15 protein-coding genes are annotated in these 16,349 nt (G+C 65.3%); 13 read left to right on the top strand and 2 right to left on the bottom strand.

The features are described 5' to 3' along the window. Window positions 1-2: 2 nt before the first annotated feature. Window positions 3-1,934: an acetate--CoA ligase gene (acs, locus tag KVF90_RS07725; protein WP_264394268.1), complete on the bottom strand. Its 1,932-nt coding sequence runs from the start codon at window positions 1,932-1,934 to the stop codon at window positions 3-5. A gap of 146 nt (window positions 1,935-2,080) precedes the next feature. Here acs and KVF90_RS07720 point away from each other — a divergent pair, with 146 nt between their 5' ends. Beyond that, window positions 2,081-3,520, top strand: coding sequence for a DcaP family trimeric outer membrane transporter (locus KVF90_RS07720; protein WP_264394267.1), 1,440 nt, complete (start codon window positions 2,081-2,083; stop codon window positions 3,518-3,520). 205 nt (window positions 3,521-3,725) lie between these two features. On the opposite strand, the gene KVF90_RS07715 is transcribed toward KVF90_RS07720, so the two are convergent. Continuing rightward, entirely contained in the window at window positions 3,726-4,409 is a 684-nt protein-coding gene (locus tag KVF90_RS07715) for an OmpW/AlkL family protein (protein ID WP_264394266.1), read from the bottom strand. Between the two features lie 162 nt (window positions 4,410-4,571). Here KVF90_RS07715 and KVF90_RS07710 point away from each other — a divergent pair, with 162 nt between their 5' ends. From KVF90_RS07710 to gdhA, 12 genes are all read left to right on the top strand, one after another. Continuing rightward, window positions 4,572-5,312 carry a Crp/Fnr family transcriptional regulator gene (locus KVF90_RS07710; RefSeq protein WP_264394265.1) on the top strand — a complete coding sequence of 247 codons (741 nt, stop codon included), beginning with the start codon at window positions 4,572-4,574 and terminating at the stop codon, window positions 5,310-5,312. Between the two features lie 76 nt (window positions 5,313-5,388). Further along, window positions 5,389-7,044 (top strand): cytochrome-c oxidase, cbb3-type subunit I, encoded by a 1,656-nt coding sequence (gene ccoN, locus KVF90_RS07705; RefSeq protein ID WP_264394264.1) that lies wholly within the window; start codon window positions 5,389-5,391, stop codon window positions 7,042-7,044. A gap of 25 nt (window positions 7,045-7,069) precedes the next feature. Then, entirely contained in the window at window positions 7,070-7,834 is a 765-nt protein-coding gene (ccoO, locus tag KVF90_RS07700) for a cytochrome-c oxidase, cbb3-type subunit II (RefSeq protein ID WP_264394263.1), read from the top strand. After that, the gene (locus KVF90_RS07695; RefSeq protein ID WP_264394262.1) at window positions 7,831-7,998 is read left to right on the top strand and encodes a cbb3-type cytochrome oxidase subunit 3; all 168 of its coding nucleotides are present in this window, start codon (window positions 7,831-7,833) and stop codon (window positions 7,996-7,998) included. The genes ccoO and KVF90_RS07695 overlap by 4 nt, the downstream gene beginning before the upstream one ends. Further along, window positions 7,985-8,932 (top strand): cytochrome-c oxidase, cbb3-type subunit III, encoded by a 948-nt coding sequence (gene ccoP, locus KVF90_RS07690; protein WP_264394261.1) that lies wholly within the window; start codon window positions 7,985-7,987, stop codon window positions 8,930-8,932. Before KVF90_RS07695 ends, ccoP begins: the two co-directional genes overlap by 14 nt. Beyond that, window positions 8,925-10,391, top strand: a complete 1,467-nt coding sequence (gene ccoG, locus KVF90_RS07685) for a cytochrome c oxidase accessory protein CcoG (RefSeq protein WP_264394260.1) — start codon at window positions 8,925-8,927, stop codon at window positions 10,389-10,391. The genes ccoP and ccoG overlap by 8 nt, the downstream gene beginning before the upstream one ends. Further along, window positions 10,388-10,843 (top strand): FixH family protein, encoded by a 456-nt coding sequence (locus KVF90_RS07680; RefSeq protein ID WP_264394259.1) that lies wholly within the window; start codon window positions 10,388-10,390, stop codon window positions 10,841-10,843. Before ccoG ends, KVF90_RS07680 begins: the two co-directional genes overlap by 4 nt. Then, the gene (locus tag KVF90_RS07675) at window positions 10,840-12,963 is read left to right on the top strand and encodes a heavy metal translocating P-type ATPase (protein ID WP_264394258.1); all 2,124 of its coding nucleotides are present in this window, start codon (window positions 10,840-10,842) and stop codon (window positions 12,961-12,963) included. Before KVF90_RS07680 ends, KVF90_RS07675 begins: the two co-directional genes overlap by 4 nt. After that, complete coding sequence (gene ccoS, locus KVF90_RS07670; protein ID WP_264394257.1) at window positions 12,960-13,109, top strand: cbb3-type cytochrome oxidase assembly protein CcoS; 150 nt, start codon at window positions 12,960-12,962, stop codon at window positions 13,107-13,109. The genes KVF90_RS07675 and ccoS overlap by 4 nt, the downstream gene beginning before the upstream one ends. Then, entirely contained in the window at window positions 13,106-13,336 is a 231-nt protein-coding gene (locus KVF90_RS07665; protein ID WP_264394256.1) for a hypothetical protein, read from the top strand. The genes ccoS and KVF90_RS07665 overlap by 4 nt, the downstream gene beginning before the upstream one ends. 44 nt (window positions 13,337-13,380) lie before the next feature. Beyond that, complete coding sequence (locus KVF90_RS07660) at window positions 13,381-14,691, top strand: radical SAM protein (protein WP_264394449.1); 1,311 nt, start codon at window positions 13,381-13,383, stop codon at window positions 14,689-14,691. A gap of 122 nt (window positions 14,692-14,813) precedes the next feature. After that, the gene (gdhA, locus tag KVF90_RS07655; RefSeq protein WP_264394255.1) at window positions 14,814-16,169 is read left to right on the top strand and encodes an NADP-specific glutamate dehydrogenase; all 1,356 of its coding nucleotides are present in this window, start codon (window positions 14,814-14,816) and stop codon (window positions 16,167-16,169) included. Window positions 16,170-16,349 lie beyond the last annotated feature (180 nt).

Raw genomic sequence — 16,349 nt, 5'->3', positions numbered from 1 at the left:
CCTCAAGCGTTCTGCCGCCCCTCGATCAGCCGCTCGACGAGCGAGGGGTCGGCCAGCGTCGAGGTATCGCCCAGCGCGCCGAATTCGTTCTCGGCGATCTTGCGCAGGATGCGGCGCATGATCTTGCCCGAGCGTGTCTTGGGCAGGCCATCGGTGAAGTGGATGATATCGGGCGTGGCGATCGGTCCGATTTCCTTGCGGACATGCGCCTTCAGCTCGGCGAGCAGCGCGTCGGAGCCATCCTCGCCCGCGTTGAGCGTTACGTAGCAATAGATGCCCTGCCCCTTGATATCGTGCGGGTATCCTACCACCGCCGCCTCTGCGACCTTGGGGTGGAGCACCAGCGCGCTCTCGACCTCGGCGGTGCCCATGCGGTGGCCCGAGACGTTGATGACATCGTCGACCCGCCCGGTGATCCAGTAGTACCCGTCACCGTCGCGCTTGCACCCGTCGCCGGTGAAATACTTGGCCTTGTAGGTGCTGAAATAGGTCTGCCCGAAGCGTTCGTGATCGCCATAGATTGTGCGCGCCTGACCGGGCCAGCTGTGGGTGATGCACAGATTGCCCTCGGCCGCGCCGTCCAGCACCCCGCCCTCGCTGTCGACCAGTTGCGGGCGGATGCCGAAGAACGGGAGGCCAGCGCTGCCCGGCTTCATGTCATGCGCGCCCGGCAGCGTGGTGATCATGCAGCCGCCGGTTTCGGTCTGCCACCAGGTGTCGATGATCGGGCAGCGGCCCTCGCCCACGGTGTCGAAATACCAGCGCCATGCTTCAGGGTTGATCGGTTCACCAACGCTCCCGAGCAGCCGCAGGGATGCCCGCGAACGGCTCGTCACATGATGATCGCCCTCGCGCATCAGCGCGCGGATGGCGGTGGGGGCGGTGTAGATGATGTTGACCTGATGCTTGTCCACCACGTCCCAGAACCGTCCGTGATCGGGGTAATTGGGCACGCCTTCGAACACCACGGCGGTCGCCGCGTTCATCAGCGGGCCGTAGACCACGTAGCTGTGCCCGGTGACCCAGCCGATATCGGCGGTGCACCAGAATACCTCGCCGTGCTGGTAATCGAAGATGTAGTGGAAGGTCGTCGCCGTCCACACGCCGTAACCGCCGGTGGTGTGGAGCACGCCCTTGGGCTTGCCGGTCGATCCCGAGGTGTAGAGGATGAACAGCGGATCTTCCGCACCCATGACCTCGCAGGGACAATCGGCATCGCTGGCCACGTCCTCCAGCCAATGGTCGCGGCCTTCCTGCATCGTGATCGCGCCGCCGGTGTGGCGGATCACCAGCACGCCATCGACGGGCGTGGCGTGCGCTGCAAGGCCCAATGCCGCATCGACATTGGCCTTGAGCGGAACGCGTTTGCCGCCGCGCAGGCCCTCATCCGCGGTGATGACGAAGCGGCTGCCGCAGTCCTCGATCCGGCCGGCCAGCGCCTCGGGCGAGAAGCCGCCGAACACCACCGAATGCACCGCCCCGAGCCGCGCGCAGGCGAGCATCGCGGTGACCCCTTCGAGGATCATCGGCATATAGATCGTCACGCGGTCGCCGCGCTTCACTCCCAGATTTTTCAAGGCGTTGGCCATCCGCACCACTTCGGTGTGCAGTTCGCCATAGGTGAGGCTGCGGCCGGGCGAAGCCGGATCATCAGGCTCGAAAATCAGCGCCGTGCGATCAGCGTGCTCGGGCAGGTGGCGGTCGACCGCATTGTGGCACAGGTTGAGCTGGCCATCCTCGAACCACGCGATGCGGACGGGGTCATAGGCCCAGTCGCCGCCCACTGTCGGCGCACGGTCCCAATCGAGCCGCTGCGCCTGTTCCAGCCAGAAAGCATCGGGCGTCTCCACCGAGGCGCGATACATCGCGGCATATTGCTCGGGGCTGCAATGCGTGGGCGTGTGCGGTTGGGGCCGCTCGACGGCGTGGATCATCTCGACTCTCCCTAATTCTGACCCCGTATTACACCAGGCTACCAGCCCCGCGCCCTCAGACAAAGGTCTTACGACCATCCGCTAACTGTCCGCGCCCCGACAATAGGGCCAGTCTCCCCGGCATAAGACAAGGACGGGAGCGGTTCATGATTCACACGGTGACAGGACACGCATTGCGGGCCGCGCTGCTGGCGGCGAGCGCCTTGGTGGCCGCGCCAGCACTGGCACAGGAACAAAGCGTCGATGCGCGGCTCGACCGGCTGGAGAAGCTGGTCGAAGGGCTGATCACGCGGCTCGATGCCGAGGCTGGCGCGAAGGCCGAGCAGGCCGAGGCGCTCGCAGCGGTACGCGCCGAGACCGGAGCGATCCGGGCTGAGCAGCAAGCGATGCGCAGCGAGGTCGAAGAGACCGAAGCTACCACCCGCACCCTTTCCGCAAAGCAGGCTGAGATGTCCGACAAGCTGATCGATTTCGCGATTGCGCCGGGCGAAGGCTTCAAGATGGGCAAGACGCGGGTCACCTATGGCGGCTATGTGAAACTCGATGCGACCTCCCAGCGCACCAGCGGCGGGCAGATTGCGGGCAATTCGATCCTGCGCGATTTCCTGTTCCCCTCGTCCATCCCGGTGGGTGGCCAGGCGAGCGGCTTCGACACCGATTTCTCGGCACGCCAGACCCGCTTCCTGTTCAAGACCGAAACCGACGTCGGCACCGATCACAAGCTGAGCAGCCTGATCGAGCTTGATTTCAACGTCACCGAAGGCGGCAATGAACGGGTCACCAACAGCTTCACGCCGCGCATCCGCCACGCGCTGATCAATTACGATAACTGGACCTTCGGGCAGGGCTGGTCGACCTTCCAGAATGTCGGCGCGCTGCCGGATTCGCTGGATTTCATCGGGGTAACGCCGGGCACGGTGTTCGATCGCCAGCCTCTGATCCGTTACACCAAGGGCGGCTTGCAGCTCGCTGTCGAGCAGCCCGAAACCGTGGTGACGGCGCAGAACGGGGCGATGGTCACGCCCGGTGACGACCAGATCCCGGACATCGTGGGCCGTTACAACTGGAGCGGCGACTGGGGCCAATTCACGGCGGCCGCGATTGTGCGCCAGCTGCATGTGTCGACCGACGATCTGATGGGCGTCGACGATGCGGCGTGGGGATATGGCCTCAGCCTGTCGGGCAAGCTCAAGGTCGGCGCGCAAGACGATCTGCGCTTCATGGCCACGGCTGGCGACGGGCTGGGGCGCTATATCGGCCTCAACATCGTCAATGATGCCGCGATCAAGATGGACGGGACGCTCGATCCGATCTTCACCTGGTCGGGCTTTGCCGCCTACCGCCATGTCTGGACGGACAAGCTGCGGTCCAATCTGGCCGGGTCATATTTCAAGGCCGACAATCCGGTTCGGCTGACCACCAATCAGGTCACCGACGAAAGCTGGAACGCCTTCGCCAATCTGATCTGGACTCCGGTCGGCCCGCTGAATGTTGGGATCGAAGTGATGTATGCGACCCGCACGCTGGAAGACGGACGGACCGGCAATCTGCAACGCATCCAGCTTTCGACGCAGTACAATTTCTGATCCCGAGGCATTTAACCAATATGGCAATGTTTCACGTGAAACATTGCCATATTGTCTCCATTTCGCTGGGGCTAAGAGGGGTCTAGCGGGGGTCTAGCGGGGGTCTAGCGGGGGTCTAGCGGGGGTCTAACGCCGGTCTAACCCCAAGCAAAAGCCCCGCTAGCGCAAGGCTGGCGGGGCTTGGACTTGGGCAAGGGTCGTCCGATCAGAAGCGGTATGCCAGCCCCGCGCTGATCACCCAGGGGTCAAGCTTGTGCTCGGTCTCGATCGCCAGCGTGTTGCCCACGAACCAGCGCGCCGTGGTGTCGATGAAGTAACGCTTCACATCAAAGCTGAGGCCCAGCCCCTTGTCGCCCAACGGCACGTCCATGCCGGCTTGCAGCGCCACGCCGAATTCGTCGGACAGATCGGTGCGCGTCACGCCAAGCGGCACAGTCGCCGCGCCGCGCTTGTCACCGACCCACAGGAAATAGGCAGGGCCAGCACCGACATATGGCTTAATCCCGCCCAGATCGAAGTGATACTTCGCCGTCACCGTCGCCGGGATCAGCTTGGCGTTCGAGACCAACTCAGCGCCCGCAGGCAGCCCCGCCAACGTGTCGACATCATGCTGGGTCATGCCTGCAATCGTCTCGATCGAGATGTTGTTCGTCACGAAATACTCGATCGCCAGTGTCGGCGTGACATTGTCGTTCGCCTTGGTCTGCAAGGTCGCAGGCAGGCCCGGAAGATTGACGTTGATGTCGGTGATCTTGCCATCGGGCGCCACATAGGTGCCCAGCAGCTTGATCTGGATATCGCCCGCCCGGTCGCTTTCGGCGTCCTGCGCCATGGCAGGCATTGCGGCCAGCATCAGCGCTGCGCCGCCCAATGCAGTATTGGCAAGCATCAGAATTTTCTTCATTTTATCCGTCCTCATCGGCAACAGTGGCCGCCTTTCGCGGCCCAGGATGGTTGCTGCCTGTCAGCGCCCGATAGCCCCAGCCGCCCCTCGCGCTCATTGATCGGGATCAAAGACCTTTGCCGACCGCCGCGCCAAAGCGGCAGCATCATGGCGACCATCAGCCCCTCTCCGCCCCCCGGGCTGCCCGACTTCGGGCTTGCCGCATTCCGCGCCGCATTGCCGGCCGGAACGGGCGATGCGGCGACAGCCGACCGGCTTTGCGCACTGGGACTGAAGGCGCATCTGCCCAAGGGCGCGCAGCTTGAGCCTGATGCCGAGGAAGACCGGCTGGTGTGGATCGACAGCGGCTCTGCCAAGCTGGTCGCGCCCCATGCCACCGGCGCGCCCGGAGGACAGGTGCTGGCCTTTCACTTCGCAGGCGATCTGGTTTCGGTGCTGCGGCGCGGAGACGGCGATTTCCGCCTCGTCGCGCTTGTCGATTGTGATCTGGTGGTGTTCCCGGCGGACCGGTTCCTCGATCAGGCGCAGGGCGATCCGGCGGTGCTGCGATCAGTGCTGACCCGCAGCCTTCAGGCGCTTCACCGCAGCCGCACCCGCATGATGCAGATGGGGCACAAGTCCGCATCCGCGCGGATCGCCGATTTTCTTGTCTCGATGGCCGAGCGGCTGGCCGACTGCAACGAAGGCCAATGCGCCATCGCACTGCCGATGAGCCGCCGCGATATCGGGGATTCCCTTGGCCTCACCATCGAAACCGTCAGCCGCCAGCTCACCGAACTGCGCGAGGCGGGGCTGGTGACGACCGAGGGGCGATCAAAGGTTGTTCTGAGCGATGTGGGCGCGCTCGCCCGGATCGCGGGGCGGCAACAGGGATCTTCGAAAAACTGAAGCAAATTTGATTTCGGTCAAACACACGGAGTGCGGTGGCCAGCTAGAAGCGGGCCAACGAAAAGGGATAATCAACATGGAAACAGTCGTTCGGCGGCTGGGGGTCTGGGCGCTTGTCCTGCTCGCCAGCATCGCTGCCATTGCGCTCACCCCTGATAGCGGGTTTGCCATCCACATGGGCATTGTCGGGCTGGTCGCGGTGATCCTGCTGATCGCCACAGCCACCTCCTATGACCCGATGGCCCGCGCGCAGAGCATCTTCCGGATGCCTCCGGGGCCAAGCCGCTATGATGACGACGTGATCCGCTGGGGCGTGATCGCGACGATGTTCTGGGGGCTGGCAGGGCTGTTGGCGGGCGTGTTCATCGCCGCGCAAATGGCCTTCCCGCAGTTGAACTTCGAACCCTATCTCAATTTCGGCCGGTTGCGCCCGCTGCATACCAGCGCGGTGATTTTCGCCTTTGGCGGCAATGCGCTGATCGCCACCAGCTTCTATGTGGTGCAACGCACCTGCCGCGCCACGCTGGCCCTGCCCGGCACGGCCCGCTTCGTGTTCTGGGGCTACCAGCTGTTCATCGTGCTGGCCGCGACCGGATACCTGCTCGGCATCAGCCAGGGCAAGGAATATGCCGAGCCGGAATGGTATGTCGATCTGTGGCTGACCGTGGTGTGGCTCGCCTATCTGGCGGTGTTCGTCGGCACGATCCTGCGCCGCAAGGAACCGCATATCTACGTGGCGAACTGGTTCTACCTCGCCTTCATCATCACTGTGGCGATGCTGCACGTGGTCAACAATCTGGCGCTCCCCGTCAGTCTGATGGGCGCGAAAAGCTACAGCGCCTTTGCGGGCGTGCAGGATGCGCTGACCCAGTGGTGGTACGGCCATAACGCGGTCGGATTTTTCCTGACCGCAGGCTTCCTGGCGATGATGTATTACTTCGTGCCGAAGCAGGCCGGGCGGCCGGTGTACTCCTACCGCCTGTCGATCATCCACTTCTGGTCGCTGATCTTCCTCTATATCTGGGCCGGCCCACACCACCTCCACTACACCGCCTTGCCCGACTGGGCGCAGACCCTGGGCATGGTGTTTTCTGTGATGCTGTGGATGCCCAGCTGGGGCGGGATGATCAACGGGTTGATGACCCTGAACGGCGCGTGGGACAAGGTCCGCACCGATCCGATCATCCGCATGATGGTCCTCGCGCTCGCCTTCTACGGGATGAGCACCTTCGAAGGGCCGATGCTGTCGATCAAGGCGGTGAACTCGCTGAGCCACTATACCGACTGGACCATCGGCCACGTCCACTCCGGCGCGCTGGGTTGGAACGGGATGATCACCTTCGCCTGTGTCTACTTCCTCGTCCCGCGCCTGTGGAACCGCGAGCGCCTTTACAGCCTGCGGATGATCAACTGGCACTTCTGGCTCGCGACGCTGGGGATCGTTTTCTACGCCTCGGCCATGTGGGTCGCCGGGATCACGCAGGGCCTGATGTGGCGCGAATACGGGGCTGACGGATATCTGGTGAACAGCTTCGTCGACACGGTCGCAGCGCTGCACCCGATGTACATCCTGCGCGCTGCGGGCGGGCTGATGTACCTCAGCGGCGCGATCATCATGGCGTACAACATCTGGATGACGATCGCAGGGCACCTGCGCGACGAAGCCCCGATGGGCGACACGCCGCATGATCAAGCCGCCGACCGCCCCTTCATCGCCGAACCCGCCGAATAAGCGCTGCTGCGCAAGGAACGCGAACATGACCGATACCCATCGCAAGGAACCTTTCGAGGGCCACAAGCGCCTCGAAAAGAACGTCACCCTCCTCGCCGCCGCGACACTGCTGACTGTCGCAATTGGCGGGATCGTGGAAATCGCCCCGCTGTTCTGGATCGACAACACGATCGAGAAGGTGGCGGGGATGCGGCCTTATACCCCATTGGAACAGGCAGGCCGCGACATCTACGTGCGGGAAGGCTGCTACGTCTGTCACAGCCAGATGATCCGCCCCTTCCGCGACGAGGTGGAGCGTTACGGGCATTACAGCCTCGCCGCCGAGAGCATGTATGATCACCCCTTCCAGTGGGGATCGAAGCGCACCGGCCCTGATCTGGCGCGCGTCGGCGGGCGCTATTCGGATGCCTGGCACGTCGACCACCTGAAGGCGCCGCGCTCGGTCGTGCCGGAAAGCATCATGCCCAGCTATTCCTTCCTCGCCGAAACCGCGCTGGAGGTGGATGATCCAGCGGCGAACCTCACCGCGCTGCGGCGGGTGGGCGTGCCTTATTCTGACACCGACATCGCCAAGGCCGAGGCCGATCTGCTGGCGCAGGCCAACCCCGATGCCGACGCGGGCGATCTCGCCACCCGCTATCCCAAGGCGCAGATCCGCGACTTTGATGGCGACCCGAAACGCGTGACCGAGATGGATGCGCTGGTCGCGTACCTCCAGATGCTCGGCACGCTGGTCGATGTGAACAGCGCCGCCGCGCAGGAACAGCTCAGCAAGGAGGGCACCCGGTGAGCCTCTACACCGCCCTTCGTCACTTTGCCGACAGCTACGCGCTGGCGATGATCTGCGTGCTCTATCTGACCCTGTGCCTGTGGCACTTCCGCCCGGGCGCCAAGCCCCATGTTGCGGACGCCAAGCACTCGATTTTCAGGGATGACGACAATGACGACCAATAAGACTCCGGCCTCCGCCGGTCGACGCATCGACGAGCCCACCGGCACCGAAACCGTCGGCCATGAATGGGACGGGATCGAGGAGCTCAACACCCCCCTGCCGCGCTGGTGGCTCTACACCTTCTACGCGACCATTGTATTCGCGCTGGTCTATGTGGTGCTCTATCCCGCCTTGCCGATGATCGACCGCGCAACGGCGGGCACGCTCGGCTGGTCGAGCCGGGGCGACCTCGCCCGCGAAATGTCCGCTGCCGATGCGGCGCGCGCGGGCATCGTGGCGAAGATTGCGGCGACCGATATCGAGGCGCTTCCCGCCAACCCTGACCTGATGCAGGCGGCGATTTCTGGCGGGGCGGCGGCGTTCAAGGTCAATTGCGTCCAGTGCCACGGCGCGGGCGCGGCGGGATCGCCGGGCTATCCCAACCTCAATGATGACGACTGGCTGTGGGGCGGGACGCTGACCGATATCGAATATACCCTCACCCACGGCATCCGCTGGGAAGGCGCGGACCAGACCCGCGCGACCTATATGCCTGCCTTCGAAGGCGTGGTCGACGCCGCGCAGGCCAGGGCGCTGGCGGGCCATGTCCTGTCGCTCAGCGGCAAGGCCAAGCCCAGCCCGGCGGGCGCGCAGATGTTCGCCGATAATTGCGCGGCCTGCCACGGTGCGGGCGGCGAAGGGATGCCCGCCATGGGCGCACCTGCGCTGAATGATGCGATCTGGATCTACGGCGGGACGCAGGCCGAGGTGGCCAAGCAGATCCTCGCCCCGCGCCACGGCGTGATGCCCGCGTGGCAAGGGCGGCTTGATCCGGTGACGATCAAGATGCTCGCCGCCTATGTCCACTCGCGCGGCGGCGGGCAGGCTGCGGCCCCCGCTCCCGCTGAACCTGCGCCGGACGTCGCGCAGGGAACCGAGGCCAAGACGGATGGCTGACACCGCCGGGTCCGACCTTCTGCACAGTGATCTCTATGCGAAGGGCAAGACCGTCCATAACAAGCGGATCGACGGGCCTTTCCGGCGGTTCAAGTGGCTGGTGATGATCGTCACGCTGGCGATCTATTACATCACCCCCTGGATCCGCTGGGATCGCGGGGCCTACGCCCCCGATCAGGCGGTGCTGGTCGATCTCGCCAATCGCCGCTTCTACATGTTCGATATCGAGATCTGGCCGCATGAATTCTACTTCGTGGCGGGCCTCCTTATCATGGCGGGCATCGGCCTGTTCCTCGTCACCTCGGCGGTGGGCCGCGCGTGGTGCGGCTATGCCTGCCCGCAGACGGTGTGGACCGATCTGTTCCAGCATGTCGACCGCTTCTTCGATGGCGACCGCAACGCCCGCGCCCGCCTCGACAAGGCACCGTGGACCGCAGGCAAGACCGCCCGCCGCCTCGCCAAGTGGGCTGTCTATCTCGCCATCGCCTTCTGGACCGGCGGCGCGTGGATCATGTATTTCGCCGACGCGCCCACCCTCACCTACGATTTCTGGCGCGGAGACGCCGCGCCGGTTGCCTATGCCACCGTCGCGATCCTGACCGGCACCACCTTCTGGCTCGGCGGGTTCATGCGCGAACAGGTGTGCATCTACATGTGCCCCTGGCCGCGCATCCAGACTGCGATGCTCGACGAGAAATCGCTGATCGTCACCTACAAGGACTGGCGCGGCGAACAGCGCGGCAGCCTGAAGAAGGCGGCCAAGAACCCCGAGGCTTTCGGCGACTGCATCGATTGCCAGCTCTGCGTCGCGGTCTGCCCCACCGGCATCGATATCCGCGAAGGCCAGCAGATCGGCTGCATCACCTGCGGGCTGTGCATCGACGCCTGCGACCGCGTGATGAAGGAGACAGGCCGCCCGCGCGGGTTGATCGATTACGCGACGCTCGACCAGTGCGAGGCCGAGGCCGCTGGCGCCCCCGCCACCCCCGCGTGGAAAGCGCTGCTGCGCCCGCGCGTATTCATCTATTTCGGGGTGTGGACGGCCCTGGGCGCAGGGCTGCTGTTCGCGCTCGGCACCCGCACCCACACCGATCTGACCGTCTCGCCCGATCGCAACCCGCCCTTCATGCTGCTCAAGGATGGATCGGTCCGCAACGCCTACACCTTGCGGCTGCGCAACATGGAGGCCCGCCCGCGCGACATGGAAGTGGCGCTGCAAGGCCTGCCCGCTGGCGCGGTGCTGTGGACCGATGCGGTCAGCGCCGAAAACGCTGCGCCCGTGCAGGTCATCACCGTGCCCGCCAACGAAACCAAGGTGGTGCGCGCCTATGTGCTGGTGCCGCCGGGCACGGACGAGGATGACAGCGAACACTTCTCCTTCCGCCTGACCTCGCTCGACGAACAGGGCGAGACAGACATTGCCGAAACCACCTTTGCCATGCCCGAGGACGACGAATGACCAGCAAGACCACACGGTTCACCGGCAAGCACATGGCGGCCGTCTTCGTTGGCGGGTTCGCCATCGTCATCGCGGTCAACCTCGTCATGGCGAGCATCGCGGTGGGAAGCTTTCACGGCACGGTGGTCGATAATTCCTATGTCGCCAGCCAGAACTACAACGGCTGGCTCAAACAGGCGGCGGCTTCCAAGGCGCTGGGCTGGCAGGCCGTGCCGCATCGCCGCGCCGATGGCCGTGTGGTGATCGAGACGCTCGCTGTGCCCGCTGGCGCGGCGGTTACCGCCACTGCAGAACGCCCGCTCGGGACGCGTGAGGACACGCCTCTGACCTTCGCGGCGCAGGGTCAGGGCCGCTGGGTTTCCAACGAGGCACTGGCACCGGGACGCTGGCAGATGCGCACCGCGATCCGCGCGGGCGATCAGGCCTGGGCCGGGGAAGGCGAACTGCGGTGAACGCCCCCGCTGTCCTTTCTGCTGATACCGCGCGCCCGCTCGTCACCACGCGGCTGACCGTGCCGGGCATGAAATGCGCCGGCTGCATCGGCAAGATCGAGCGCGAGCTGCCCAAGCTCCCCGGCATCGCTGCCGCGCGGGCGAATTTCTCGGCCAAGCGGGTTGCGGTCCAGCACGATCCGGCCCTCGGCGAGGATGCGCTGACCGCTGCCCTTCTCGGCCTCGGTTTCGAGGCGCAGCCGGTCGCTGACAATCCCCTTGGCGACGAGACCAAGGAGCGCAAACGCCTGAACCGCGCGCTCGGCGTCGCGGGCTTCGGCATGATGAACGTGATGCTGCTTTCGGTCAGCGTCTGGTCGGGCGCGGACGGGGCGACGCGGGAGCTGTTCCACTGGCTCTCCGCGCTGATCGCCGTTCCGGTCATCGCCTATTCGGGCCGCCTGTTCTTTGCCTCGGCATGGATGGCGCTGAGCCACCGCCGCACCAATATGGACGTGCCGATCTCGATCGGCGTCATCCTGGCAACCTGCCTCTCGCTCTACGAAACCATCACCGGCGGCGCGCACGCCTTCTTCGATAGCGCGGTGATGCTGCTGTTCTTCCTGCTGGCGGGCCGCGCGCTCGACGCCGAGATGCGCACGCGCACCCGCGCCGGGATCGGCGCATTGCTGGGGCGGATGGGCAAAAGCGCCAGCGTGATCGCCCCCGATGGCTCGACGCGGCGGGTGGCGGCCAAGGATCTCGCCCCCGAGATGCTGGTGCTGGTCGCCGCAGGCGAAGCGCTCGCCGCCGATGGCGAGGTGGTGGAGGGTATCAGCGCGCTCGACAATGCCATGCTCACCGGCGAAAGCGCGCCCGAACCGGTGGGACCGGGCAGCGTGGTGCACGCCGGGACGATCAACCTTTCGGCGCCGCTTCGCATCCGCCTCACCCGCGTGGCCGAGGATACTGCGATTGCCGAAATCGCGCGGCTGATGGACGAGGCAGGGCAATCGCGCAGCACCTATGTCCGCATCGCCGACCGCGCCTCGCGCCTCTATGCGCCGGTGGTGCACAGCCTCGCCGCGCTGGCCTTCGCAGGGTGGATGATTGCGGGGGCGGGCTGGCACCAGTCGCTGACCATCGCCATTGCCGTGCTGATCATCACCTGCCCCTGCGCAATGGGCCTTGCGGTCCCCGCAGCGCAGGTGGTGGCGAGCGGCGCGCTGTTGCGGCGCGGGCTGCTGGTGAAGGACGGCAGCGCGTTGGAACGCCTCGCCGAATGCGACATTGCGCTGCTCGACAAGACCGGCACGCTGACGCTGGGCGAACCGCGCGCCGATGTCAGCCAGCTCGATGCCGAGGCGCGGGCCGTCGCATTGGGACTGGCGCAGGCGAGCCGCCATCCGCTCAGCCGTGGCCTCGCCGCTGCACTGCTGCGCGAAGGGGTGGAGCCTGCGGTCATAGAGAACGTGCGCGAGACCAGCGGAGCGGGCCTCACCGGCCAATGGCAGGGCTTGGCCGTGGCGCTGGAGAAACCGGCGGGCGAGGCGCAGGCCCTCGCCACTGCCTTGCGGATCGGGGACCGCCTCCAGACCATCACCTTTGCCGATCCGCTGCGCAGCGATGCCGCCGCCACCATCGCCGCATTGCGGGCAGAGGGGATCGACGCCAGCATCCTGTCGGGCGACCGCAACGCACCGGTCGAAGACGTGGCCCGAACGCTCGGCATCTTTGCGCAGGCCGAAGCCAGCCCGCAGATCAAGCTTGCGGCGCTGGAAAGCCTCAAAGCGCAAGGCCGACGCCCTTTGATGGTGGGCGATGGCCTCAATGATGGGCCCGCCCTCGCCGCCGCGCATGCTTCCATCGCGCCCGGCACCGCGTCCGATGCCAGCCAGCAGGCCGCCGACGCGGTGTTCATCGGCGAGGCGCTGATGCCCGTCGCGCTCGCGGTAAGGGTGGCGCGAAAGACCATGCGGATCGTGCGCGAGAACTTCGCCTTTTCCATCGGCTACAACCTGCTCGCCGTGCCGCTGGCGCTGACCGGGCTCGTCACGCCGCTGGTCGCCGCCATCGCCATGTCGGTAAGCTCGCTGGTGGTGGTCGCCAATTCGCTGCGGCTGGCCCGGAGCGCGCGATGACCGGGCTTGCGATCCTTATTCCGATTGCGCTCGGCATGGGCTTGCTGGGGCTGGCGGCGTTCTTCTGGTCGATGAAGGACGGGCAGTATGACGACATGGACGGCGCGGCCAACCGGATCCTGATCGAAGAAGAGGACGAGGCATGAGCCGCCTCCTCCCCCTCGCCCTGGCCGCGCTGGTGCCGGTCATGATCGGGCCAATCCCCGCCGAAGCGAAGACGATCACCGCCATGTTGTGTAACGGCGGGACGATCACCATTCCGCTCGGCCGGAACGCCCCGCCTGCCGAAGACCGCAACTGCCACCCCAAGGGCTGCCACGCAGGCACCTGCCGCGCCAAGGACCGGCCCGAGCGCGCAAAATCCGCGATTTGATTTCGCGCAAAGACGGGGTGCCGCAGCAGCGCTTTAAGCGTCTCATGTGGAACTATCACCCCGACCTCCTCGCCACGCCGGTGCCGCGCTACACCAGCTACCCCACCGCCGCCGATTTCGGCACGCTGGAGGAAGGCGTCATCGAGCGTGAGATTGCCGGAGCGAGCGGGGACATCTCGCTCTACCTCCACATCCCGTTCTGCGAGCAGATCTGCTTCTACTGCGGCTGCAACACCGGCAAATCGGGCAAGCGTGCGCGGGTCGAAAGCTACCTTGCCGCGCTGCATCAGGAAATCGCCACGGTCGCCAGCCTGCTCCCCGCAGGCACGCGGGTGCGGCGCATCGCCTTTGGCGGGGGTAGCCCCAACGCGATCCTCACCGGCGAATTCCTCGCGCTGGTCGATGCGCTCCACGCCCACTTCCCGCTGCACGCGCCCGAATGGTCGATCGAGCTTGATCCGCGCAGCCTCACCGCCGAATGGAGCGGCGTGATCGCCGCCACCGGCATCACGCGGGCGAGTATGGGGGTGCAGACCTTCGCCGCACATTGCCAGAAAGCCATCGGCCGCGAACAATCGCTGACCATGATCTGCCGCAGCGTGGACTGGCTGCGCGCCGGCGGCGTCACCTCGCTCAACTTCGATCTGATGTATGGCCTGCCCCACCAGAGCGAAGCCGATCTTGAGGACAGCCTTGAATACACCCGCAAGCTGGGCGCGGACCGGATTGCGGTGTTCGGCTATGCCCACGTGCCGCATCTGGTGCCGCGCCAGACCATGATCCCCGAGGACGCCTTGCCGGGCGCCGCTGCGCGCTTCACCATGGCGAGCGAGGCGCACCGGATCCTCACCGGCGCGGGCTATGACGCGATCGGCTTCGATCACTTTGCCTTGCCCCATGATCCGATGGCCCGTGCGGCGCGGGGCGGCACGCTGCGGCGCAATTTCCAGGGCTTCACCGATGATCCTTCCGAGGTGCTGATCGGCATGGGCGCAAGTGCGGTGAGCGGTTTCCCCGGTCTCTACGCGCAGAACGAGAAGCACACCGGCCACTATCGCCAGCTTTCGGGCGAAGGGCGCCTGTCCGCCCGCCACGGCATCGTGCGCAGTGCCGAGGACCAGCGCCGCGGCCGCTTGATCGAGGCGCTGCTGTGCCAGGGAGAGGCGGCGATCCCCGCCGATCTCCTCGCCGAGGTCGGGCCGCGCCTTGCTCCCTTCACCGCTGCCGGGCTGGCCGATCTGCGCGGTGACCGGCTGACGATCCCGGTGCGCGGCCTGCCCTATGCCCGCGTCATCACCTCACTGTTCGACAGCTACCGCGCGCTCACTGCCCGCAAGTTCAGCTCGGCCATCTGACCGGATTATTGCCCCGCCCCCGGCCTGCTTGCAGGAATTGTGCTTTCCCCCGATACTTTGCCGCATAACGACAAGCGGAGTCACGATCGGGCGCATAGATACATCGCAGGGGGGAATTCATCATGGCAGTTACCGATCACGTCGACCTCAATGGCTTCATGGAGGGCGTGAAGAAGCGCAACCCGCACCAGCCTGAATTCGTGCAAGCCGTGCAGGAGGTGGCCGAGGACATCTTCGAGTTCATGCAGGACAAGGAGGAGTACCACTCCCAGCAGATCCTGCGCCGCATTGCCGAGCCGGATCGGGTGGTGTCCTTCCGCGTGTGCTGGGAGGATGACGCGGGCAATATCCGCGTCCAGCGCGGCTGGCGGGTGCAGAACAACAACGCGATCGGCCCCTACAAGGGCGGCATCCGCTTCCACCCTTCGGTGACCGAAAGCGTGCTGAAGTTCCTCGCCTTCGAACAGACCTTCAAAAACGCGCTCACCGGCCTGCCGATGGGCGGCGGCAAGGGCGGCAGCAACTTCAATCCCAAAGGCAAAAGCGTGCGCGAGATCATGCGCTTCTGCCAGAGCTTCATGACTGAGCTTTACCGCCACATCGGCGCGGATATCGACGTTCCGGCGGGCGATATCGGCGTGGGCGGGCGCGAGATCGGCTTCATGTTCGGCCAGTACAAGCGCATCACCAACAACTTCACCGGCGTGCTGACCGGCAAGGGGCTGGAATGGGGCGGCTCGCTGATTCGCACCGAGGCGACCGGTTACGGCGCGGTCTATTTCCTCGAGAACATGCTGGCCACCAAGGGCGAGAACCTTGCGGGCAAGACCGCCGTCATTTCCGGCAGCGGTAACGTGGCGACCCATGCTGCGGAGAAGATCGTGCAGCTGGGCGGCAAGGTGCTGACCCTGTCAGACTCCGGCGGGTTCATCCATGATCCCGACGGCATCACACAGGACAAGATCGACTGGGTGAAGACCCACAAGACCCACCGCCGCGGGCGCATTGAAGAATATGTCGCCGAGTTCCCGCGCGCGAGTTTCCATGCCGGCAAGACCCCGTGGGGCGTGCCCTGCGACATGGCCCTGCCCTGCGCCACCCAGAACGAACTGCTGGGCGAGGATGCGAAAACCCTCGTCGCCAACGGCTGCCGCGCTGTCTCCGAAGGCGCGAACATGCCCACCGATCTGGACGGCGTGCACATCTTCAAGGCAGCGAAAATCCTCTACGCACCGGGCAAGGCGAGCAATGCCGGGGGCGTTGCGGTGTCGGGTTTGGAGATGAGCCAGAACTCCGAACGCCGATCGTGGAAGGAGGAGGAATTGCAGCAGATGCTCAAGGACATCATGTCCGGCATCCACAATTCCTGCATCCGCTACGGCGATCAGGGTGGCGGCTATATCGACTACGTGAAGGGCGCGAATATCGCGGGCTTCAAGAAGGTAGCCGACGCGATGCTGGCGTTCGGGGTGGTGTGATCCCTCGCTGATTTAGCGACCCGGAAAGGCCCCCGCGCTTGTGATGAGCACGGGGGCTTTTTGCGCTTTCGTAGCGTCAGCTTTCCGCCGGTCGCCGGAAAAAGCTGCCGTTCGGCTGTCGCCCCCATTGCGGTCCTGAGTTGCGGCATTTATGCCGTTGACCAAGGTTAGGTGCAAATT

This window comes from Porphyrobacter sp. ULC335, from assembly GCF_025917005.1.
Taxonomy (GTDB): Bacteria; Pseudomonadota; Alphaproteobacteria; order Sphingomonadales; family Sphingomonadaceae; genus Erythrobacter.
This window is presented reverse-complemented; position numbering and strand designations above follow the sequence as displayed.